Source organism: Sphingobacterium sp. (genome assembly GCF_039596235.1).
Lineage (GTDB): Bacteria > Bacteroidota > Bacteroidia > Sphingobacteriales > Sphingobacteriaceae > Sphingobacterium.
This window is the reverse complement of record NZ_JBCNKE010000004.1, coordinates 447,723-468,447: the sequence shown is the minus strand read 5'-3', so window position 1 is coordinate 468,447 and position 20,725 is coordinate 447,723. Positions and strand designations below refer to the sequence as shown.

Here is a 20,725-nt window from a genome sequence, read left to right as displayed (position 1 = left end):
CATGGTGAAAGCGTGGCGCGGGTTAAACGAAAAGGAGAGCATCCGGTCAAATAATTTGTCAATTATAGAAATATAAAAATAAGTGTTATGAGAGGCTTTATGCTTTTTTTGTTGAGTATGTTAATCGGCTGGTCTGTCTATGGCCAGAGCAGAAGCGTACAAGGGATGTTAAAAGATGATAAAAACCGCGTTATTGCCGGAGCGACTGTTAAGTTGACTTCAAAATTGGATTCCATGGTGGCGGGTTCAAATATGGCTGGGGTTTTTATATTCGATAAGATCAAGGCGGATACGTTTAAGATTACAGTTTCTAATTTAGGATTTGAACGTTTTGAAAAAGAGTTTGATTTTCCTCAGGGGGAGACAAAATACATTATTCCGAGTCTGACCTTACAGCAGAATTCTCAGATGCTTGAAGAGGTCGTTGTAGATGGTGTACCGACCGTAGTCGTGAAAAGTGACACCTTGGAATATACCATGAAGGATCTGAAGTTGCGCGAAGGATCCGTTGCGGAAGACGCATTAAAAAAATTGCAGGGCGTGGAGGTTGATAAAGACGGTAATGTCACCGCACAAGGAGAATCCGTAAAACGTGTACGTATCAATGGAAAGGATTTTTTTGGTGGCGATGTAAAAACAGCTACACAAAATCTCCCGGCCAATATTATCCAAAAGATGCAAATCATTGACGATTATGGTGATATGGCTAATGTCACGGGGAATAAGAACGGGGATTCCGAAAAGGTTTTGAATATTCAGATTGATCCAAAATATAATCAGGGTCACATGACAACGCTTCGTGCAGGTTATGGTACTGAAGACCGGTATCAGGCAACAGGAATGTGGATGGGGATGCGTGAGGGGGAGCAGATTTCAGTGCTTGGTAATTTAAATAATACCAATGCACCCCTATTTGATTTCAACACAACAGGTGGCGGAGCTCGTCGGGGTCAAGGTGGTGGTGGACGTCGTGGCGGTGGTATGTTTGGTGGTTCAGATGGTCTTACGAAAATAGGCTCGATTGGACTGAATTTTCGCAAGGATTTTTCGGATAAGCTGACCGCTTACGGAAGTTATAGTTATAGCCATAGCAATAATACGACGCTTTCGCAAAGATATATCGTGAATGCAACGCCAGGCCGATCGCAAGCCGACAGCGTAGATGCAAATTCCAATACTATTGGGGGTAATCATCGTTTTGAGGCTAATGTGGAGTGGAAACCGACTGCGAAAGACTATATTAAGATTGTACCCCAATTTGGTTATGATGAGGGAGATAATAGTGCGATAACCAATTCCATTACTTATTTAAGTAATGTTTTGGATAATAAGCAAGAACTAACAACTGGAACAAACTCCACAGCGCCAAGGTTTGGGATCAGTGGTTTATATAACCGTAAATTGAACGATAATGGACGCAATTTATTTTTCAATTTCAATTATAATAATGCCAAAACAGATAAAGACGTAAATCAGATACTCGACAGGTACATTTCTGATCCGTCCAATATCAACCAACCCATGAGTAACATTTACCAACGTACGGTTCAGGATGCGATAAATAAGAGCTGGAATACAGGAGCTTCGGTAAATTATACTGAACCGCTATCCAAAAATGGAAAACTAGAGGTAACTTATGATTTTAACAAAAATAAATACGATAATAATATTACTCAAAAGGGATATGATAGAGATAACAATATTATTGAAAATGCATTTGAAAACGCAAAGTTAAATCTTGACTACAACTATGATTATGCTTTTGTAACCCATAAGATTGGAGCTAATTATTTATTTAGCAATGATAGGGTGACCTACTCCGTGGGGGTGGCCGGGCAACCCTCTCATTTGAAGGGATCAGCAATTAATTCGGGAGAGGTCATTCCGATTTCCCGCAATAATATGAATTGGATGCCAATTGCGCGTTTTGAATATAAGTTCTCTCGTCAATCAAATCTAACCGTAAACTATTCTGGATCACCTACAGAACCCAGTGTATCGCAAATATTGCCTTATAATCTGAGTACAAGTTCGGCTAATATCGTTTACGGAAACGCGAACCTGAACCCAGAATTTAATCATCAATTGAATTTAAGATTCCGTAAAAACGATTTTCAAAAGGGGAATAACTTCTTTGTGTTCCTCAATGGCTCATTGGCGGATAATAAAATTGTTAGTTTAAACAAATCATACTATGGTCCTATCCAGAAGGATCCCACTACTGGAAAAATTGACTCAACATTAATCTCAGAGACACGTTATTTGAATGAGACCGGAGATCGTCCGTATGCGATCAATTCATTTTACCATTATGGTAAATCCTGGAAGGAAAAAACATTCAATATAATGTTGATGGGGGGAATTTCGGTGAATAAAACCATTGGCTATTCTTCTATCGATGAAAATGATAATATCGGACAGAAAAATGTTGCCCGAAATTTTGTCCTGACCCAAGGATTAATGTTCCGTTACAATCCATCCGAGAATCTGGAAATTAATCCAGGTGTCCGTTACCAATTTACGCATACGCAAAATAGTTTATTACAGCGGAATAGCGATATCCAGACTTGGACACCAACGTTGATCGGTTCATACAATATTTTGAAGAATACGATTTTTGGGGCTGATTTATCTAAATCTTTCAATCAAGGTTATGGGCAAGGATTATCTTCCAACCCGTTCATTATCAATACCTATGTGGAACAAAGATTTTTAAAAGATCAGCGTGTTACATTGCGCCTGCAAGCATTTGATTTGTTAAATCAACAAACGAATTTGGCTCGTACTGTAGATGGCTTCTTAACGACGGATAGCCGCACCAACCGTTTGGGACGTTATTTTATGGTCTTGTTTACCTATAAATTCCAAAAATTTGCGATGGGTAATCCTCAAGGGGGGGATGATTTTCATGGCGGTATGAGAAGACCCCGGATGTAAGCAGGACAAAAAAGCTAACTAAAAAACGGTTATAGTGATTTCGCTATGACCGTTTTGCGTTTAAAAATCCCTAGTTTTGCTGAAATTGCAACAAAGGGTCAGTGTGACCAATAGTATACTATAATTGGGAGCTATTGTGACAATAATGAGCGAATTGTAACCTATATGGGATCTTTTTTGCTAATTAACATAAAAACAGGAAAAGATTGGTCGGTTTGGGTGTAGGAAATAAATGCGGATGAGCGATCAATTAGAGAAATTTCATAAACTGAATGGAGTACGAAATCATCAGACTTTCAAATGGAATCCGTGTGGTATTCCAATATCAAAATTTGCCGGTAACGCATGTGTGTATGGTAATCAATGCAGGCTCCCGCGACGAATCGGAGGGCAAGTTCGGCGTTGCTCATTTTATTGAACATCTTTTATTTAAACGAACTGAGACGCGCTCAACGAAACAGATTATCGATCATCTGGAGTCTGTTGGGGGTGACCTGAATGCTTATACAACAAAAGAATATACCTGTGTCCATGCATCTGTACTGCGACCCTATCTCAATCGAGCGCTCGATCTATTTGAGGATATTTTCTTCCATTCTACTTTTCCTGAAGTGGAGATGGATAAGGAAAAATCCGTTATCATTGATGAAATGGCGTCTTATCTTGATAGTCCAGAAGAGTCCATTGTCGATGATTTCGAAGATCTTGTGTTTAAGGGATCAGGTTTAGGACATAATATATTGGGGCTTGAAGATCAGCTTTTGGCGTTACAGAAAAACGATATTACAGATTTTATGCGGTCCAACTATGACACACACGAAATGGTTATAGGTATTACAGGTAATTATCGTATAAAAGAGGTGGAAAAATTACTGCTTAAGACCTTTGGCGGTATAACACAGCATACTATCTTGCGTTCCAGAAACGATGTTAAACCGATTGTTGTACAACATCTTGAAATTCCCAAACCCATTAATCAGGTCCATTATATGCTCGGATCATTGGCCTATGATTATCGTGATGAACGTAAAACGGGCTTGTTGCTTTTAAATAATATGTTGGGGGGAATGGGGATGGGCTCGATCCTTAACCTTTCGATCCGGGAAAAATACGGTATTGCATATACCATTGAATCCAATTATACGATCTTTTCCGATACAGGATTATTTAGTATCTATCTGGGGACTGATGAAGAAAAAGTTGATAAGGCAAAGAAGTTGGTTTTTAGGGAGCTGTCCAAAATGTGCGAACAACCTTTATCCGAGATCAAACTGAAGAAGGCCAAACAGAAGTTTATAGGTCAGATCGCTTTAACGGAGGAGAACCGGATGAGTATGATTATCTCGGCGGCCAAGAATGTGATGGATTATGACCGTGTTATATTATTGGATGAAGTAATCGAAAAAATACAGCATTTGGATAACAAGGATCTGTTGAGTATTGCACAGGATGTATTCGACCCTCGAAAGATGCTGTCATTGAGTTTTGTTCCAGAAGACTAATATTTGATAGAATTCTATATATTTGCGGTTACGTAGTTCTTAACTATGAAAACGGGCTTACGAGTTCTCATTCGCCATTAAAGAAAAAAATATAACAGATGAAAACAGCATATGTATTTCCTGGTCAAGGAGCCCAATTTGTTGGGATGGGTCAAGACCTGTATAATTTAAACGAAGAAACAAAAGCTTTGTTCGAGAAAGCCAATGATATTTTAGGATTTCGTATCACGGATATTATGTTTTCCGGTACGGATGAAGAGTTGAAACAGACCAATGTAACACAACCAGCGATTTTTCTGCATTCTGTTATTTTGGCGAAAGCATTAGGAGATTCTTTCCAGCCAGATATGGTTGCAGGGCATTCCTTGGGTGAATTTTCAGCCTTAGTAGCGGCCGGTGCTTTAAGTTTTGAAGATGGGTTGAAATTGGTGTCCCAACGCGCGAATGCTATGCAAAAAGCCTGTGAACTGCAACCTTCAACAATGGCGGCAATTTTGGGATTGGAAGATGCCATTGTAGAAGAAATCTGTGCTAAAGTAGATGAGGTGGTTGTAGCAGCGAATTACAATTGTCCGGGGCAGCTGGTTATCTCAGGATCAATCGAAGGTGTAGATAAAGCCTGTGCCTTGCTGACACAAGCGGGAGCGAAAAGAGCATTGAAATTAAACGTTGGTGGTGCATTTCACTCGCCATTAATGGAATCTGCTAAAGTAGAGTTGCAAGCTGCGATTGAAGCCACTGATATTTTATCTCCAATATGTCCTATATATCAAAATATCGATGCACAGCCACAAACGGAACCTGCTATTATTAAACAAAATTTGATTGCGCAGTTGACAGGCGCTGTCCGTTGGACGCAAACGGTGCAGAATATGTTGGCGGACGGTGCTACTGCATTTGTGGAAGTTGGGCCGGGCAATGTTTTGCAAGGTTTAGTAAAAAAAGTCGATCGTCAGGTACAAACTTCGGCGGCTTCTGCAACAGCATAAGATGTTTTTGTGACCAAAAGATATAAAGAGCCGAGCAATCGGCTCTTTTTTATACATCAAATCCCCATAGTACTTTTTACAAAATGCAAATTGGGGCGGATAAACGTTGCATTCTAACGTTACTTATTCGGAGGTCGTACGGAGCTTGTTAGGTTAAAAGCGAATAAAAAAGCTATACTTCTGGTGGGTATACATAGTAGGAGAAAAGGATCTTATCGTTTATTGCTAAGCCTATTTATCTTTAAACATGCTATAGTGATCTTTCATGACCTGTAAAACAAAGTCATTCGGCGTCATTTTTTCGGGATGTTTAACCTCCATTACAGCCTCGAGACGCTGGACCAAAGCGGTCAATATGCCAACATCCCTTCTATCAAACGCAGTTTGATAAACCTCTTTGATCGTATTTGCATCTTGATCGCTCAACTTGATGACCTGAGGGAATAAGATAGGATGGTTTTCAAATGTTTCTTCATAAATCGTATCACTGAGCTTCAGGTTGGGTTTCAGACTGATGACAGATGTTTCACCGGCAATATCTCCAATGCGCTGGCCATTTTTGGATAGGACAATAGCTGTAATTGCAATACCGCCCATCGTCATCCATATATCTACAATTGATAATGTCCATCGCGATAGATATTGATAAAAGCTAGCACGAGAACCATCGAGCTTTACCACTTTTATTTTCATGATCTTTTTACCGATGGTTTGCCCCCCAAAGGCCGTTTCGGTAATCAAAGTATAAAAAAATGCAGGTAAGGTCATCCCCATAATAATGCCGTAGAAAAGATAAGGGTCTCTGCTCGTGATATCTAATGCATCCAATAGAAACATGCAAAAGAAAAAATAACACACAATAATAAAGTAATCGATTGCAAAAGCGATCATCCTCGAACCAAGGCTGGCAAGATTATACTGGATTTTTACATTTTGTGCTGTGTTTATCTCAAGCTTATTCATATATTTGGTTTAGCCAGTTAAAAAAATTAATGAGAGAAGCATCATTTGTAGAACGAAATAAAGAAAAATGGACGTTAATTGAAAATAATTTGTCAATTAATATGCAGGTTGATCCGGATGTACTGGCATCAAACTATATTGAACTGACAAATGATCTGGCCTACGCACAAACATTTTATCCGGATAGCAAAGTTCGAAGTTACCTAAATGAACTTGCAGTAACGGCCCATCAAAGAATCTATAAAGATCGTAAGGCATCTAACAATAAATTTGAATCTTTCGTTAGCGAGGAGATTCCCCATGCAATTTGGTCTATCCGCCGACAGCTTTGTTACTCCCTGTTGATTTTTATTCTTGCATCAGCCATTGGTTTTCTTTCTGCGGTTTACGATATCGACTTTATTCGGTTGATCTTGGGTGATTTTTATGTTGATTCGACGATAGAAAGTATTAAAGCGGGGGATCCTGCTGCAGTCTATGGAAAAGGAAGTAATTTCGGCTCGGCAATTTGGATTACGATCAATAATGTCCGTGTGGCTTTCATGGCCTTTGCTTTTGGATTGTTTCTGAGTATTGGAACAGGTTATATCTTGTTTAGCAATGGTATTATGTTGGGGGCCTTTCATCAGCTATTTTTTCAATATGGTGTAATGGGGAAAGCGATGTCGGCGATTTGGATCCACGGAACGATTGAAATTGCAGTGATCATTGTCGCTGGAGGTTGTGGTCTTGCGATAGGAAATAGTATCTTGTTTCCAAAATCTTATACCCGATTGGCTTCTTTTGTACAGACTGCGAAAATTGCCATGAAAGTATTGGTCAGTACGATACCATTTTTTATTATAGCAGGTACATTAGAGGGATTTGTCACAAGATACTATGATGTATCACTATGGCTGAGCTTATCCATCATACTCATATCATTACTCGCTATCTTATTCTTTTATGTTATTAACCCCTATCGATTAGCAAAACGGTTTCAATGGAAGTAGAATTTGAATTTCAGAAAGAACGGAAGATAGGCGATTTTGTCCAAAATTTTATAGATCTTTTTAAATTGATCTATAAACATTTTGTATCGACAATATTTGGGCTCTCTGCATTACCGTTGGCAGTAATCGCGTTGGTATATTACTTCCTCTCGACCAAAATTACATTTTCTGCAAATAGCAGCTCGTTTGAAGATATTGATGGGTTTACTTGGGCCTTGTTACTGGTTTTGGCATTACTCGGGCTTGGTTTATATGTCTATGGTATTTCTATTGAATATTTTATTCTGCTGAAGGAACGTAAAAACACACTATTTACGGGAAAAGAGGTTCTGCAAAACTTCCGCGCCAATATAGGTCGCTATTTTATGTTCTTATTTGCGATGATTTTGGCTTTGATCGTTGTGTCTATACCATTGGCAATTATCGCGGCCATCTCCATTTTTATTCCGTTTATTGGGAGTTTTGCGATTGGTATATTGATGTCAATCGTGGGAATCTGGTTATTTAGCTCATTCTTATTTTATCGCGAGGGGTATTCCGATCTGGGAAGCTGTTTTACTGATGCCTATGTTATGTTGAGCAAAAAGCTGATCCAATATGGTGTTGCAACGTATATCGTCAATTTTATCTTCCAAATGGCTGTTATGATGATTTCTGTAATTCCCTTAATCATTATTTCCCTTATTTCTTACAATTTTTTAGGATTGGAAACCGCTTTTTTTGATTCGTCCTGGGGAAAATTATTGATGACTTTTGGGGGGATGTTTATTACGTTGTTTACCCTTTTCTTATATATGGCGGGTGTATTGGCCAATGGTATAATTTATGAAACAGCAAAGGATCTCAAATTTGGTGAACGTATTTATGGCATGATTGATCGGATTGGAGGTCGTGATGACTAGAATATCATTTGTTATTTCCTTTATTTGTATGCTGCTATTAAGTGGCTGTGATCCGAAACCCCAAACAGAGGAATCTGAGGCTTATTCTGCAGACACGGTGGCTGTTGATTCAGTTATTTCCATCTTGGATTCTGCAGATGTCGCTTTAGATTCTGCCGCGACGGACGCTGTCGCAGAATCTAAAGCTGAAGGTAGTAGCAATGCAATTTGGGATCCTCATTTATTTGATTCTATTCCCAAATATAGTCAAGAGCGGACGTTTAAAATGGATCCCTACCCAGAAATTATCAAGCGTTATGAACATGCTGATTTTGTTTATTCTGAAAATATAAAAGATAAGGTTAGTGTATTGCAGCGTATCTTAGCCCGTATTTCGGAATGGCTCGGAAGTATAATGCCTGATAATAGGTATAAATTTAACGAAGAATTCGGATACGTCTTTGCTTTTTTAGCATTGATAGCGCTCGCTTTTGTGCTCTATAAAGTGCTTTATAATAAAAACCAGTATTTCATTAAACATGAGTCAGAAGAAGATGCGCTGAATACATTGACTTATGTGGAGCGAAACTTGATGAACAGCGACCTCCGACCATATATTAATGATGCAATCGCACAGAGAAATTATGCTTTGGCCATTCGTTACCTGCAATTATTGAATATTCAAAAGTTAGCGCAAGAAGGCCACATCAAATGGAAGCATAGTAAAACAAATGCAGAATTTGCAAATGAGATACAGAGCAATTCCTTGCGAGACGGATTCGAGGAGTGTACCAGAATATTTGACCATGTTTGGTTTGGGCAATTTGAATTAGAGGAGTCAGATTTTAGCCGGTATGAACAATTATTTCACCAATATCAAAATCAAATTAAATGAAAGGATCAGTAAAATTTGGATTGATATTATTGGGCATTGTTCTGTTGTTGATCGGTATCATTGACATAACGAGTAAGAAACCGATTATTTGGGATCGCACTTTCGATGCGAAAGATAAAAATCCTTTTGGTGCTTATGTGCTCCGGCATGAATTAAGACATATTATTGATCAGCATAATGAGGATGTAAAACGTCCATTATATCAATATCTGGATAGTATCAAAGGAACAGATAAAAACCTTTTATTTTATACTTCATATTTTTCCTTAGGTGACGCCGCAGAATATAAATTACTAGACTATGTGTCCCGAGGAGGGAAAGCAATGATTATCGCGGAAGCGATTGATCATAATCTTTTGGATACCTTATTCATTAAGATCTTTGACTTTTATGGTTATAGAAAAGGAGTTGATATTAAAAGTCATTTAAGGGTCAAGCTGACGAATGATAACAGTAAAATTCATTATGCAAAATCAGATTTAAGTGTGGTCTTTAGTAAACTCCCTAAGAACACGACTATTCTGGGAGGAATCACTTATCAGGATTATTTATTGCCTAATTTCGTTGAGGTACAGATAGGCAAGGGCAAACTGTATTTGCACCTGACTCCTGATTTATTTGGAAATTATTATCTGCTGAATTCAGCCTCTCAATACGCGTATGCGGCAAAGTCATTATCTTATATAAACGATAAACCGATTGCATGGTACGATTTTAAAGCTAACAGGGACCAGTATAGTACACCATTGCGAGTATTGTTAACCAATACGGGGTTAAGGCAAGCATGGTATATATTATTGTGTGGACTTATCCTTTTGCTTGTGTTCAAGAGTAAAAGGGAACAACGAGCAGTGGAGATTGTCAAACCGGAACCTAATCTTTCCAAAGAATTTTGCGAGACAATTGCGACCTTATATTACGAAAACGGTAGCCCAGGTAATATGGTTGGTAAGAAAATAGATTATTTCTTACATGATATACGAAACCGTTTTCATATGGATACCCTTGCGTTAAGAGAAGAGCGGTTTTGTGAGGAATTGGCAGAAAGATCAGGGGTATCTCTAGCTGAAACACAATATCTAATCGGTCTAATCATTCGAATGCAGGGCACACAGCAGAGGGATTTGGAGGGATTAAAACAGATTAATGAAAATATAGAAGATTTTAAACATAAAGCAAAAATGATATGAGTGACTTCGATAAATATATATCTTTTGAAAATCGGATTGATATATCGGGTTTGTATGATAAAATGGCTCAAGTAAAGTCGGAGGTAAAAAAAGTTATCGTTGGACAGGATAAATTGATTGATATGTTATTGATTTCGATTTTGGCGTCCGGACACTCTTTAATAGAAGGTTTACCTGGTGTTGCGAAAACTTTATCGGCCAAATTGATTGCGAAGACCATCAGTAGTGAATTTAAACGAATTCAGTTTACCCCCGATTTGATGCCCTCGGATGTAACAGGATCATCTATACTTGATCTAAAAAGCAATGAATTTGAATTTCGAAAAGGGCCTATTTTTGCCAATATTGTTTTGATTGACGAGATCAATCGTGCGCCGGCGAAAACGCAAGCTGCTCTTTTTGAAAGTATGGCTGAACATCAGGTTTCAGTCGATGGAAACACGTATATTCTGCCTGTTCCATTTATTGTGTTCGCTACGCAAAATCCAATCGAACATGAGGGAACCTATCGGCTACCTGAAGCACAACTGGACCGTTTTCTTTTTAAGATCAACGTGGATTATCCGGAACTTGAACAGGAACTTGAGATTTTAAAAGAACATCATGCACAAAAGGCATTGAATAAAGAGGATCAGGTCAACAATGTGGTTTCAGCGGAGGAGATTTTTTCGTTTCAGCAACTTATCAAATCAATTTTTGTACACGAAGAATTGTTGAGTTATATTGCTCAGGTAATCATAAAAACGCGTACCAATCCAAGCTTAACGTTAGGGGCTTCGCCACGGGCTTCTATTGCCTTGCTGGAATCGGCCAAAGCATCTGCGGCTTTGAGTGGAAGGGATTTTGTGACACCTGAAGACATTCGGAGAGTAGCTGCTGCGGTTTTAGGTCATCGGGTGATGCTGACTCCTGAGCGAGAAATGGAAGGTTTTACAACTTCTTATGTTATTGATCAAATCATTAATTCTGTAGAAATTCCAAGATAATGGGGAAATTAAGGCAGCTCTTTCTAAGCAATCAGTTTTTCTATTCCTTGTTGGGGATAGCAACATGTTTTGTAATTTCTTTTTTTATAAAGGGGTTGTTTCTTGTTGCCTGGATTGTGTTTTGGCTGTGGCTGGCTGTATTGATTTTTGATTTTATCTTATTATTCGCAGGCAAAGGACGTATCGAAATTACAAGGGTATATCCCGAGAAATTGTCGAATGGAGATGAAAATCAGATGAAATTAATTGTCAATTCCTTTTATCCGTTTCGTACAGCGATTGACATTTTAGAAGAGTTTCCCATACAACTGCAAATGCGGAACAATGAATTTTTTACTCGATTGTCCCCATACCAAAGCACTGAAATTTCTTATTTAATGCGACCAACGCAAAGAGGAATCTATGAATTTGGTCGATGTATGGCGCTGGTGAAACGTTTTGGCTTTTTTAAAAGGAGATTTGTAACCAATCAATCGAAACAAATCCCATGTTATCCATCCTACATCCAATTGAGAAAGTATCAGCTTTTGGCGACGAGTAATAGGCTAAACGAATTGGGAATAAAACGTATCCGCCGCATTGGGTCAGCAATGGAGTTTGACCATGTCAGGGAGTATGTTCAGGGAGATGATTACCGTCATATGAACTGGAAGGCGACAGCAAAGGTCAAAAAATTAATGGTTAATCAGTATGAGGAGGAGAAATCCCAGCCAATCTATTCATTCATAGATCTGGGGCGCGCTATGCGAATGCCTTTTGATGGTCTTACACTATTGGATTATGCCATTAATGCTTCACTTGTTCTTTCAAATGCAACAATATTAAAGCAAGATCGTGCTGGATTGTTGAGCTTCTCGAAAGATGTGAATGTTTTTATTCCTGCTGAAAAGAGAAATAACCAAATGCTTAAAATTTCGGAAGCACTATATCAGGTGACTACAAATTTTGAAGAACCTGAATATGGCAAACTTTATAGCTATGCAAAAGCGCATATTAATAAGCGTTCACTGATTTTTCTCTATACTAATTTTGAGACATTAGACTCCTTGAGAAGACAAATGAATTATCTTTCCATGTTAAACCGGAGTCATATCATTGTTGTTATCGTCTTCAAAAACGTTGAAGTGGAAGACTTGGCTAGAAGCACTCCCAAAAAGACGATTGAAATCTACAATCAGATTATTGCTGAGAAATTTATCTATGAGAAGCAGCTTATCGTTCAGGAACTGATCCGTAATGGATTTCAGACCATCTACACTGCACCAGAAAATTTGACAATAAATTCCATCAATAAGTATCTAGAAATAAAGGCACGTGGACTTATTTAATGATGGAAGTATCTTTAACCATGACTTTAGTCCAAAAATGCTGATATTTTTCAATTGCTTTTAAATGGATAGGGTGTGTTTCATATACAGTAATGTCATTAAGATCCTTGAATGTAACAATCAATGTATAGTCGAAGCTATTATCAACAACTGGTCGTGCATTTGTTGGCGCTGGAATGCCATAATTGAGTGTTTTAATCCTGTCAATTTTTCGGAGTTCTTCAAAAAAACCGATAAAGTCCTTTTTATCTTTCTCACTGATGTCTTTCTTCAGCCAAAAATTCACAACATGGATAATTGTATTGGATTGCAGGTCATTATCTGACTGCGTCGGATTTGCCCATGTGGGTGCGGTGACAAGCACCATAGGTGCAAGCAGAAAATTACGTCTTTTCATTATGATACGGTTTAGAATTGTTAAGATACGAAAAAAGGGAAACAATATTGTTCCCCTTTTATATTTTGAAAGATCTAGCGTTTTATAAACCAAACTCTGCCTTTACTTTATCAATGTAATCCAATTTTTCCCAAGTGAACAGCTCAACTTCGACCTGTTTTTTCTCCCCTGTAGAGCTTTCGAACTCTTTGGTGACTTTCCTTGGTGTTCTTCCCATATGCCCATACGCAGCAGTTTCGGAATAGATTGGATTTCTAAGCCCAAGACGTGTTTCGATGCCATAAGGAGTCATATCAAATAGGCTCGCTATTTTATCAGCAATCTGACCATCTGTGAGATTTACTTTACTTGTGCCATAGGTGTTGACGTAAATTCCCATAGGATCCTTTACACCGATCGCATAAGATATCTGAACGAGGATTTCGTCAGCTACCCCAGCAGCTACTAAATTTTTGGCAATATGACGTGTGGCATAAGCCGCGGAACGATCTACTTTGGAAGGGTCTTTTCCAGAAAAAGCACCACCACCGTGTGCACCCTTACCCCCATAAGTGTCCACAATAATCTTACGGCCGGTAAGACCAGTGTCGCCATGTGGGCCACCGATAACGAATTTTCCAGTAGGATTAATATGGAACTTGATTTCATCATTAAATAACAGTTGAAGCTCTGGTTTTAACTGTGCTTTAACACGGGGAATCAAGATGGTTTTGATATCATGTGTAATCTTATCCAACATGATTTGTTCACTGTCGAAATCATCGTGCTGTGTCGAAATAACAATGGTATCAATTCTTTTTGGTTTATGGTCATCGCCATATTCCAGTGTTACTTGCGACTTCGCATCTGGGCGCAAATATTTTATTTCATTGTTTTCCCGACGTAGCTCGGCTAGTTCGTATAAAAGACGGTGGGAAAGGTCCAGCGCTAGTGGCATGAAGTTCTCGGTTTCATTATTTGCATAACCAAACATAATACCTTGGTCACCAGCCCCCTGCTCTTGTCTCGTCTTACGATCTACACCCTGATTGATATCTGCAGATTGCTCATGGATTGCAGATAATACACCACAAGAATTTGCTTCAAACATATATTCAGACTTAGTGTAGCCAATTTTTTGGATGACAGAACGTGCTATTTTCTGTACATCTAAGTAGATGTTTGATTTAACTTCGCCAGCAAGAACCACCTGTCCAGTAGTCACTAATGTCTCAATAGCAACACGTGAATCTTCATCCCATGCTAAAAAATTGTCTATTAATGCATCTGAAATTTGATCCGCTACTTTGTCCGGATGCCCTTCAGAAACAGATTCTGACGTAAATAAATAAGCCATGCCTTACGTAATTTTTAATATTGGATTTGCGCTAGAAATGAAATAACAGCAAAGTGATAAGAGCCGTGATAGCGAGGGGTTTTTAGCACTTTTTTACTGTGGTTGCAATCTCCTTGTCGTTGCTTTGTGTATGCAACAGCACGCAAATCAGTCCACATTCTATTTTTGTTGCGACAAAGCTACGATACTTTGTGGGATATTTAAAATCAAATTTGTCTTTTAATTTTAAAAAGCGCACAAAATGCTGCTGGAACGGTACAAAGATTACATTATTTTAAGAAATTGGTAATTTCCGTTATCTTTGGATATGTCAGAACGTAAACAAATATTGTTTGTTATTAACCCTATTTCAGGAGGAAAACGTAAAACGTCCTTTAAAAAACAGGTATTGGATGTGCTGGATTTGCAGAAATTTGATCCTACTTTTCAGCAAACCGCAAGGCCCAACCATGCTTATGAAATTGGATTGCAAGCTATCCAGGAAGGGTATGATGCGGTAATCGCCGTCGGTGGGGATGGGACGATCAATGAGTTGGGCTCTGCTTTGGTTGGTTCCGGGATACCTTTGGGTATTATTCCGGAGGGTTCAGGTAATGGTCTGGCACTTTATTTAGGCATCCCAATGAATGAAGCGGCAGCGATTCGCCGTATAAATCGTTTTGAATCGATCGAAGTCGATTGCGGTGTCATTAATGAACGCCGTTTTTTTAATATTGCGGGACTAGGCTTCGATGCCTCAGTAAGTGAAAATTTTGCCAACGAAAACATCCGTGGTCCTCTGGGCTATATGAAATCTGTTTTTAATGTGCTCAGCAAATATCAGCCGGCACATTATAAATTGACGATAGATGGACAGGTGTATGAAAGGCAGGCTTTTATGATTAGTGTGGCTAATTCGCCTCAGTATGGAAACAATGCTTATATCGCGCCACAAGCTTCAGTCAATGACGGTATACTAGATGTCTGCATTGTACATAAGTTCCCCTTGTATATTTTACCTAAAATGATTTTTCATTTGTTTAATAAGTCTGCGGACCAATCAAGCTATGTGGAAATTATACCAGGAAAGCATATCGAAATTGAGGTAGATTCTATTTCACCAGTGCATGTAGATGGTGAGCCTATTGAGCTAGGAGATAAGCTTAATATTTCAATTATGCCGAAAGCGATAAAAATTATTTGTTAAAATCATGAGTAAAAATAAGAAACAGTCCTACGAAGGCGTTGTATATTCGACAGACGACAGTTATAATTATCAGTTTGCTGATTCTTTACAGGAGATGGAGACATTACCTATAAATCAGCAGAATCTTAAAGTACAACTCGACCGCAAAATGCGAAAAGGCAAAGTTGTTACGTTAGTAACTGGATTTGTGGGAAAAACGGCAGATCTTGAAGTCTTGGGTAAATTATTAAAACAAAAATGTGGTGTAGGCGGGACTGTTAAAGATGGAGAGATTGTAATCCAAGGTGAATTTAAGCAAAAGATCTATGAGTTGTTACTTAAAGAGGGATATCGCGTGAAATTGGTTGGTGGTTAAACAACTATATCTGTGCGAATCGTATTAAATCTAATGGATTGTTTATTAGGTGAATATGATGCATAATAGATGTAGAGAGGTTGTAAAAAACATGAGTAATCACTTACTTTTTGTCGCTTAAATTCCTCGTTTTTCTTGCATATCAAAAAAAAAATGGTTTTCATTGTAAAATAATTATTGCTACTAAGCGATTTAGCTGATGAGTAATAAGGATTATATAACGGGAACTGCTGAGAAAAATAACACTAATAATGGTGTATTCAGTTTGAAAAAACAAATTTGATTTTTTTTATATATTTGAGATGAATATTTTAAATTTGACATTAAATATTAAATTTGCTTTGCAAAATTGATTTCAAAAGCGAGTAAGAGTGCATATAATTTAAACAACATTATATATTTAAACAACAGTAAAAAACTAAAAATTAGAAAAATGGCAAACGCACCTAAAACTGCTGCAAAACAAGAGAGCAACAACGGAGGATCTTTCTTTGCTCAAGCTGCAATCATCATCTGTTTCATCGTGGGTTTCTGTGTATGGAAATTTGTGATGGGTAATCCAACTAACTTCGTTGATAACAACCCTGAAAATGCTCCTAATCCAGGTAACTACTTAGGAATGGTTTACCATGCTGGGGCTATCGTACCTGTTTTGCTTGGTTTATTCTTAATGGTTTGGGTTTTCTCAGTAGAACGTTTAATCGTTATCAACAAAGCTTCTGGTACTGGAAATGTAGGAAACTTTGTTAGAAAAATTCAATCTTTGATTAATGGTGGAAACATCGATTCAGCTATCGCTGAGTGTGACAAACAAAAAGGTTCAGTTGCAAACGTAGTAAAAGCTGGTTTATTGAAATACAAAGCCGTATCAGCTGACACAAATGTTGACACTGAAAAAGCTACTATCGCAATTCAAAAAGAAATCGAAGAAACTACAGCATTAGAAATGCCAATGTTAGAGAAAAACTTGAACGTAATCGCAACATTAGTTTCTATTGGTACATTATGTGGTCTATTAGGTACAGTAACAGGTATGATCAAAGCCTTCTCGGCATTGGCAACCGGTGGCGCTCCAGATTCAGCTAAATTGGCGAATGGTATCTCTGAGGCCTTGATCAATACAGCTACAGGTATCGCGACTTCAACATTCGCTATTGTATTGTATAACATCTTTACTGCAAAAATCGATAAATTAACTTACTCTATCGACGAAGCTGGTTTCTCAATCGTACAAACATACGCTGCGAACCACAAATAAGAACTGTGATGAAAATTTTTGATTTTATTTTATGGAAATCAAAAATGTAAAGCATCATAGGATAGAAGATTGAGTTTTTAATTTAAAAAGAAGAATTTAAAATGGGTAAAGCAAAAGTAAAAAGAGCCAGTACGTCAATCGACATGACAGCGATGTGTGACGTATCGTTCTTGCTGCTTACGTTCTTCGTATTAACGGCGACAGCGCGCCAACCGGAAGCATTGACGGTGGATACCCCAGCATCAACTACGAAAGATAAATTACCTGACTCTAATGTGGGGATGATTACAATCGGTGATGGTGGAAAAGTTTTCTTCGGAACGACAGATCAACAAGTTCGTGTAAAAGCTTTAGAAAGAATGTCTGCAAAATATGGCATTGGCTTTTCGCAAGAGGACTACGATCATTTCAAACTGATGGAAAATTTCGGTGTACCAATGTCTAAGTTGAAAGGGTTATTGGCTCTGGATGGCAGCAAGCGCACTGAAAAAGGCGTACAAACTGGTATTCCAATCGACAGTACAGAGAATACTTCCAACGAGTTGTATTACTGGGTACAAAACACACGTTTAGCTGCTGAAGAAGTAAATAAAGAAAAAGAGTCTGCGGATAAGAACTTTGTTCACCCAGGTCCTTTGAAGATTGCTATCAAAGCTGATGCGAATGAAAAATATCCTTCTGTAAACCAGGTTATTGAAACATTGCGTAATCAAAAGCAAAACAAATTTAGTTTCATCACTGGCATGCGTGCTGAGGAAAAATAATTGACGATTTAATAAGAACAAAAAATGGCAGAATTAAATCAGGATAGTGGTAAAAAGGGCAAAGGCGGGAAAGTTCGGTCCAAGAAAAATGGCGGTAAGGTCGATCTTACAGCCATGGTGGATTTGGCCTTCCTATTGATTACCTTTTTCATGTTGACCACATCTTTAAATAAACCACAAGCGATGGACGTGGCGATGCCAGATAAAAATAAAGTTAAGGATGAGCCTCAGCCTGATTTGTTGACAGCTGACAACCGTTCATTAACAGTTTTATTGGGATCTGATAACAAAGTCTCTGTGATTTACGGACAAGTAAAAAATCCTATCGAAGGACCAACAACTGTTGGTTACGGAGCTGATGGTATTCGCAAGGTATTAATGGAGAAAAAAGCCTATGTACCACGCGTTGCAGGCGGTAAGGATTTGATCGTTATCATTAGACCGAGTGATAAAAGCACGCAGCGTAACTTAGTTGATATTCTTGACGAAATGAAAATCGTTGATATCAAGCGTTACATGATTGCTAAAATCAGTCCAGAAGAAGTGGAGGTTTTAAAACGTGACAATATCTACAATGATTAATCATTATTAGGTAGCACGATAAAGTATAAAAATATGATAGGGTCAAAATTAGATATTTTTAAGAAAGAATGGCTTGAGGTCGTTTTTCAGGGACGTAACAAGGAATACGGAGCGTATGAGCTGCGTAAGCTTGCCCCTAAAGCGACTAATAGAGGATTACTTGTCGTTATCGGTGTAGTAGTTCTTGCCAGCCTTCTTCGTCTTTTCGGAGATAAAATTTTTCCGAAGAAACCTGTTGAAGCACCTCCGGCAGTAACAGAAGTTACCTTGGAAGACCTTGAAGAGATCAAGCCACCAGAACCACCAGAAGAGGAACCACTTCCACAAGAACCAGAAGAGAAACCTCAGCAAGTGGCAATGGATGTGCCGAAAGAAGATCTGATTCGTTTTCCTGAGCCAAAAGTAGCTCCTGCAAATAAAGTTGTAGAAGAAGTGGCTTCACAGGAAGAGTTGAAGGATCCGAATAAAACTCCGGCACGTATTACGTTGAAAGGTAGTCCAACAGGTACTTCAGTAGCACGTGGTGAGTTTGGTTCAAAGAAACAAGATGGTGGAATCACTGGTGTTTCAAAAGGTGATCCAAACGGGGATCCAAACGGGGATAAAATCTTTACAGCAGTAGAGGTTAATCCTGAGCCAATTGGAGGTATGAAAGCATTTATGTCCTGGGTTTCTTCTAACTATGATTATCCACAAGCGGCACAGGAAAATGGTGTTAATGGTGTTGTGGAAGTTTCTTTCGTTGTTGAGAGAGACGGTAGTTTGACAGATATAAGTGTTAAACGCGATTTGAAATATGGTACAGGCGATGCAGCTGTTAAGTTGTTGAAGAAAGCTAAGAAATGGAAACCGGGTATTCAAAATGGTCGTCCAGTACGTGTAGCTTACACCTTACCAATTCGTTTGAATCTTCAGACACAATAGAATGACAGATTTTAATTCGAATAATAATTCTAATTATAGACAGAAATCGCCTTTAAAGCGATTTCTGTCTATTTTAGGACTATTTATGTTTGGCTTTTATTTTGTTTTGGGCCTATTGATTATTTTTTGGGATAATTTTCCCATAGAAATTAATCCAACTTACAAAACCGTTTTTGGCGTTGTATTGATCCTTTATTCTTTTATGCGGTTTGTACGGCTTTGGCAAAACAATTTTAATTAGCTGCTAGCAGCCTTTTTAAATTTCAAACAACTCTCTTCAAAAATTAAACTATTCTTTTATTTTAGTTGTCTTATTATATGATGTATTGTATGAGAAAATATAGTGTAATTCTTGTGATGCTCGTCGTTAGTTTGGGGACGTTGGTTTCCTGTAAGGATCGGGCAAAGAGCAATAAAGGGAGTGAAGATATCCTTACTGGCAAATTGCCGGTCTTGGTTGATCAGACGTTGTTCCCGATCATCAAGGAGTCTGCAGATGTTTTTGAAAGTTCATATCCGAATTCCAGTCTTGAAATTATGGCAAGGCCAGAAATCAAAGTCGTTAATGCTTTATTGTCGGATTCAGCTTATGTGGTTGTATTGACTAGAAAATTAAATGCCCAGGAGAATGACTATTTTAAGAAACGTGGTATCCAACCTAAAATTTTTCAGATGGCATCTGACGCTGTGGTATTAATTAATAATCGTAGCAGCGCGGATACTATAATGACCCAAAAGAACGTTAAGTCTTTGTTGGAAGGCAATTTAGCTGGACAACGTTTGATTTTTGACAATGCGAATTCTAGTACTTTACGTTTTTTAAAAGACTACTACAACATGGGAAAAATTGATCCGAAGGCTATATCAGCAATGAAAGATAGCGAGGATGTGATGAAGTACGTCAGTGAAAATGCTAATGCTGTGGGGGTTATCGGTTATAATTGGTACTTGAAAGCAGTTGAAAAAAATTCGCAATTATTGGATAAAATTCGTACATTGAGCATCGAAAATGTTAGTGGGAGGGCAGACAAGGCACATTTTTATAAGCCATCACAGTCAACCATAGCCGACGGACTGTATCCGTTCATAAGACCGGTTTACATCATGAATTATCAACCCAATATGGGGTTGGGTTTAGGCTTTAGCGCTTTTTTGACAGGAGATCGCGGGCAACGCATTGTATTAAAAGCAGGATTGGTTCCTGAAACAATGCCCGGACGTGAGATCATTATTAGAGATGAGAGTTATATTAAATAGATA

19 protein-coding genes are annotated in these 20,725 nt (G+C 38.3%); 16 read left to right on the top strand and 3 right to left on the bottom strand.

What is annotated here, in order from left to right; translation table 11 throughout:
• Positions 1-87 precede the first annotated feature (87 nt).
• The 3 genes from ABDW32_RS11785 to fabD all read left to right on the top strand — a co-directional run bounded on the left by ABDW32_RS11785 (position 88) and on the right by fabD (position 5,428).
• Entirely contained in the window at positions 88-2,937 is a 2,850-nt protein-coding gene (locus ABDW32_RS11785; RefSeq protein WP_343562592.1) for an outer membrane beta-barrel protein, read from the top strand.
• Positions 2,938-3,209: 272 nt separating this feature from the next.
• A complete protein-coding gene (locus tag ABDW32_RS11780; protein ID WP_343562590.1) occupies positions 3,210-4,439 on the top strand; it encodes a pitrilysin family protein in 1,230 nt (409 codons plus the stop codon).
• Positions 4,440-4,537: 98 nt separating this feature from the next.
• Positions 4,538-5,428 carry an ACP S-malonyltransferase gene (fabD, locus tag ABDW32_RS11775; RefSeq protein WP_343562588.1) on the top strand — a complete coding sequence of 297 codons (891 nt, stop codon included), beginning with the start codon at positions 4,538-4,540 and terminating at the stop codon, positions 5,426-5,428.
• 231 nt (positions 5,429-5,659) lie between these two features.
• Here the strand turns inward: fabD and ABDW32_RS11770 are convergent, their stop codons facing one another.
• Positions 5,660-6,391 (bottom strand): RDD family protein, encoded by a 732-nt coding sequence (locus tag ABDW32_RS11770; protein WP_343562586.1) that lies wholly within the window; start codon positions 6,389-6,391, stop codon positions 5,660-5,662.
• A gap of 29 nt (positions 6,392-6,420) precedes the next feature.
• Between ABDW32_RS11770 and ABDW32_RS11765 the strand changes: the two genes are divergently transcribed.
• The 6 genes from ABDW32_RS11765 to ABDW32_RS11740 are packed head-to-tail and all read left to right on the top strand — an operon-like array spanning position 6,421 to position 12,663.
• On the top strand, positions 6,421-7,383 hold the full coding sequence (locus tag ABDW32_RS11765; protein ID WP_343562584.1) for a stage II sporulation protein M: 963 nt from the start codon (positions 6,421-6,423) through the stop codon (positions 7,381-7,383).
• Positions 7,374-8,285: an ABC transporter permease gene (locus tag ABDW32_RS11760; RefSeq protein ID WP_343562582.1), complete on the top strand. Its 912-nt coding sequence runs from the start codon at positions 7,374-7,376 to the stop codon at positions 8,283-8,285. The genes ABDW32_RS11765 and ABDW32_RS11760 overlap by 10 nt, the downstream gene beginning before the upstream one ends.
• A 28-nt stretch (positions 8,286-8,313) precedes the next feature.
• The gene (locus tag ABDW32_RS11755) at positions 8,314-9,159 is read left to right on the top strand and encodes a DUF4129 domain-containing protein (RefSeq protein WP_343562580.1); all 846 of its coding nucleotides are present in this window, start codon (positions 8,314-8,316) and stop codon (positions 9,157-9,159) included.
• Positions 9,156-10,349 (top strand): DUF4350 domain-containing protein, encoded by a 1,194-nt coding sequence (locus tag ABDW32_RS11750; protein ID WP_343562578.1) that lies wholly within the window; start codon positions 9,156-9,158, stop codon positions 10,347-10,349. Before ABDW32_RS11755 ends, ABDW32_RS11750 begins: the two co-directional genes overlap by 4 nt.
• Positions 10,346-11,335 carry a MoxR family ATPase gene (locus ABDW32_RS11745; RefSeq protein ID WP_343562576.1) on the top strand — a complete coding sequence of 330 codons (990 nt, stop codon included), beginning with the start codon at positions 10,346-10,348 and terminating at the stop codon, positions 11,333-11,335. The genes ABDW32_RS11750 and ABDW32_RS11745 overlap by 4 nt, the downstream gene beginning before the upstream one ends.
• Complete coding sequence (locus tag ABDW32_RS11740) at positions 11,335-12,663, top strand: DUF58 domain-containing protein (protein ID WP_343562574.1); 1,329 nt, start codon at positions 11,335-11,337, stop codon at positions 12,661-12,663. The genes ABDW32_RS11745 and ABDW32_RS11740 overlap by 1 nt, the downstream gene beginning before the upstream one ends.
• On the opposite strand, the gene ABDW32_RS11735 is transcribed toward ABDW32_RS11740, so the two are convergent.
• Together ABDW32_RS11735 and metK are read right to left on the bottom strand one after the other, a co-directional pair.
• Positions 12,656-13,060, bottom strand: coding sequence for a Dabb family protein (locus ABDW32_RS11735; RefSeq protein ID WP_343562572.1), 405 nt, complete (start codon positions 13,058-13,060; stop codon positions 12,656-12,658). The genes ABDW32_RS11740 and ABDW32_RS11735 overlap by 8 nt on opposite strands.
• Positions 13,061-13,142: 82 nt before the next feature.
• Positions 13,143-14,396, bottom strand: a complete 1,254-nt coding sequence (gene metK, locus ABDW32_RS11730; protein WP_343562570.1) for a methionine adenosyltransferase — start codon at positions 14,394-14,396, stop codon at positions 13,143-13,145.
• A 307-nt stretch (positions 14,397-14,703) separates the two neighbouring features.
• Between metK and ABDW32_RS11725 the strand changes: the two genes are divergently transcribed.
• The 7 genes from ABDW32_RS11725 to ABDW32_RS11695 all read left to right on the top strand — a co-directional run bounded on the left by ABDW32_RS11725 (position 14,704) and on the right by ABDW32_RS11695 (position 20,722).
• On the top strand, positions 14,704-15,582 hold the full coding sequence (locus tag ABDW32_RS11725) for a diacylglycerol kinase family protein (RefSeq protein ID WP_343562568.1): 879 nt from the start codon (positions 14,704-14,706) through the stop codon (positions 15,580-15,582).
• A gap of 4 nt (positions 15,583-15,586) precedes the next feature.
• On the top strand, positions 15,587-15,937 hold the full coding sequence (locus tag ABDW32_RS11720) for a translation initiation factor (RefSeq protein WP_343562566.1): 351 nt from the start codon (positions 15,587-15,589) through the stop codon (positions 15,935-15,937).
• A 433-nt stretch (positions 15,938-16,370) separates the two neighbouring features.
• Positions 16,371-17,195 (top strand): MotA/TolQ/ExbB proton channel family protein, encoded by an 825-nt coding sequence (locus ABDW32_RS11715; protein ID WP_077437322.1) that lies wholly within the window; start codon positions 16,371-16,373, stop codon positions 17,193-17,195.
• Positions 17,196-17,296: 101 nt separating this feature from the next.
• Positions 17,297-17,959, top strand: coding sequence for a biopolymer transporter ExbD (locus ABDW32_RS11710; protein WP_077437321.1), 663 nt, complete (start codon positions 17,297-17,299; stop codon positions 17,957-17,959).
• A gap of 24 nt (positions 17,960-17,983) precedes the next feature.
• Complete coding sequence (locus ABDW32_RS11705) at positions 17,984-18,541, top strand: biopolymer transporter ExbD (RefSeq protein WP_077437320.1); 558 nt, start codon at positions 17,984-17,986, stop codon at positions 18,539-18,541.
• A gap of 33 nt (positions 18,542-18,574) precedes the next feature.
• The gene (locus ABDW32_RS11700) at positions 18,575-19,465 is read left to right on the top strand and encodes a TonB family protein (protein WP_343562562.1); all 891 of its coding nucleotides are present in this window, start codon (positions 18,575-18,577) and stop codon (positions 19,463-19,465) included.
• Positions 19,466-19,795: 330 nt separating this feature from the next.
• A complete protein-coding gene (locus ABDW32_RS11695; protein ID WP_343562560.1) occupies positions 19,796-20,722 on the top strand; it encodes a substrate-binding domain-containing protein in 927 nt (308 codons plus the stop codon).
• Positions 20,723-20,725: the final 3 nt, after the last annotated feature.

Excerpts from the sequence above, each read along its gene's own strand:
- ABDW32_RS11735 (WP_343562572.1), bottom strand. The coding sequence starts at position 13,060 with ATGAAAAGACGTAATTTTCTGCTTGCACCTATGGTGCTTGTCACCGCA.
- ABDW32_RS11770 (WP_343562586.1), bottom strand. The coding sequence starts at position 6,391 with ATGAATAAGCTTGAGATAAACACAGCACAAAATGTAAAAATCCAGTAT.
- ABDW32_RS11750 (WP_343562578.1), top strand. The coding sequence starts at position 9,156 with ATGAAAGGATCAGTAAAATTTGGATTGATATTATTGGGCATTGTTCTG.
- ABDW32_RS11695 (WP_343562560.1), top strand. The coding sequence starts at position 19,796 with ATGAGAAAATATAGTGTAATTCTTGTGATGCTCGTCGTTAGTTTGGGG.
- ABDW32_RS11705 (WP_077437320.1), top strand. The coding sequence starts at position 17,984 with ATGGCAGAATTAAATCAGGATAGTGGTAAAAAGGGCAAAGGCGGGAAA.
- ABDW32_RS11760 (WP_343562582.1), top strand. The coding sequence starts at position 7,374 with ATGGAAGTAGAATTTGAATTTCAGAAAGAACGGAAGATAGGCGATTTT.
- metK (WP_343562570.1), bottom strand. The coding sequence starts at position 14,396 with ATGGCTTATTTATTTACGTCAGAATCTGTTTCTGAAGGGCATCCGGAC.
- ABDW32_RS11780 (WP_343562590.1), top strand. The coding sequence starts at position 3,210 with ATGGAGTACGAAATCATCAGACTTTCAAATGGAATCCGTGTGGTATTC.
- ABDW32_RS11710 (WP_077437321.1), top strand. The coding sequence starts at position 17,297 with ATGGGTAAAGCAAAAGTAAAAAGAGCCAGTACGTCAATCGACATGACA.
- ABDW32_RS11715 (WP_077437322.1), top strand. The coding sequence starts at position 16,371 with ATGGCAAACGCACCTAAAACTGCTGCAAAACAAGAGAGCAACAACGGA.
- ABDW32_RS11700 (WP_343562562.1), top strand. The coding sequence starts at position 18,575 with ATGATAGGGTCAAAATTAGATATTTTTAAGAAAGAATGGCTTGAGGTC.
- fabD (WP_343562588.1), top strand. The coding sequence starts at position 4,538 with ATGAAAACAGCATATGTATTTCCTGGTCAAGGAGCCCAATTTGTTGGG.
- ABDW32_RS11720 (WP_343562566.1), top strand. The coding sequence starts at position 15,587 with ATGAGTAAAAATAAGAAACAGTCCTACGAAGGCGTTGTATATTCGACA.
- ABDW32_RS11755 (WP_343562580.1), top strand. The coding sequence starts at position 8,314 with ATGCTGCTATTAAGTGGCTGTGATCCGAAACCCCAAACAGAGGAATCT.
- ABDW32_RS11785 (WP_343562592.1), top strand. The coding sequence starts at position 88 with ATGAGAGGCTTTATGCTTTTTTTGTTGAGTATGTTAATCGGCTGGTCT.
- ABDW32_RS11765 (WP_343562584.1), top strand. The coding sequence starts at position 6,421 with ATGAGAGAAGCATCATTTGTAGAACGAAATAAAGAAAAATGGACGTTA.
- ABDW32_RS11745 (WP_343562576.1), top strand. The coding sequence starts at position 10,346 with ATGAGTGACTTCGATAAATATATATCTTTTGAAAATCGGATTGATATA.
- ABDW32_RS11740 (WP_343562574.1), top strand. The coding sequence starts at position 11,335 with ATGGGGAAATTAAGGCAGCTCTTTCTAAGCAATCAGTTTTTCTATTCC.
- ABDW32_RS11725 (WP_343562568.1), top strand. The coding sequence starts at position 14,704 with ATGTCAGAACGTAAACAAATATTGTTTGTTATTAACCCTATTTCAGGA.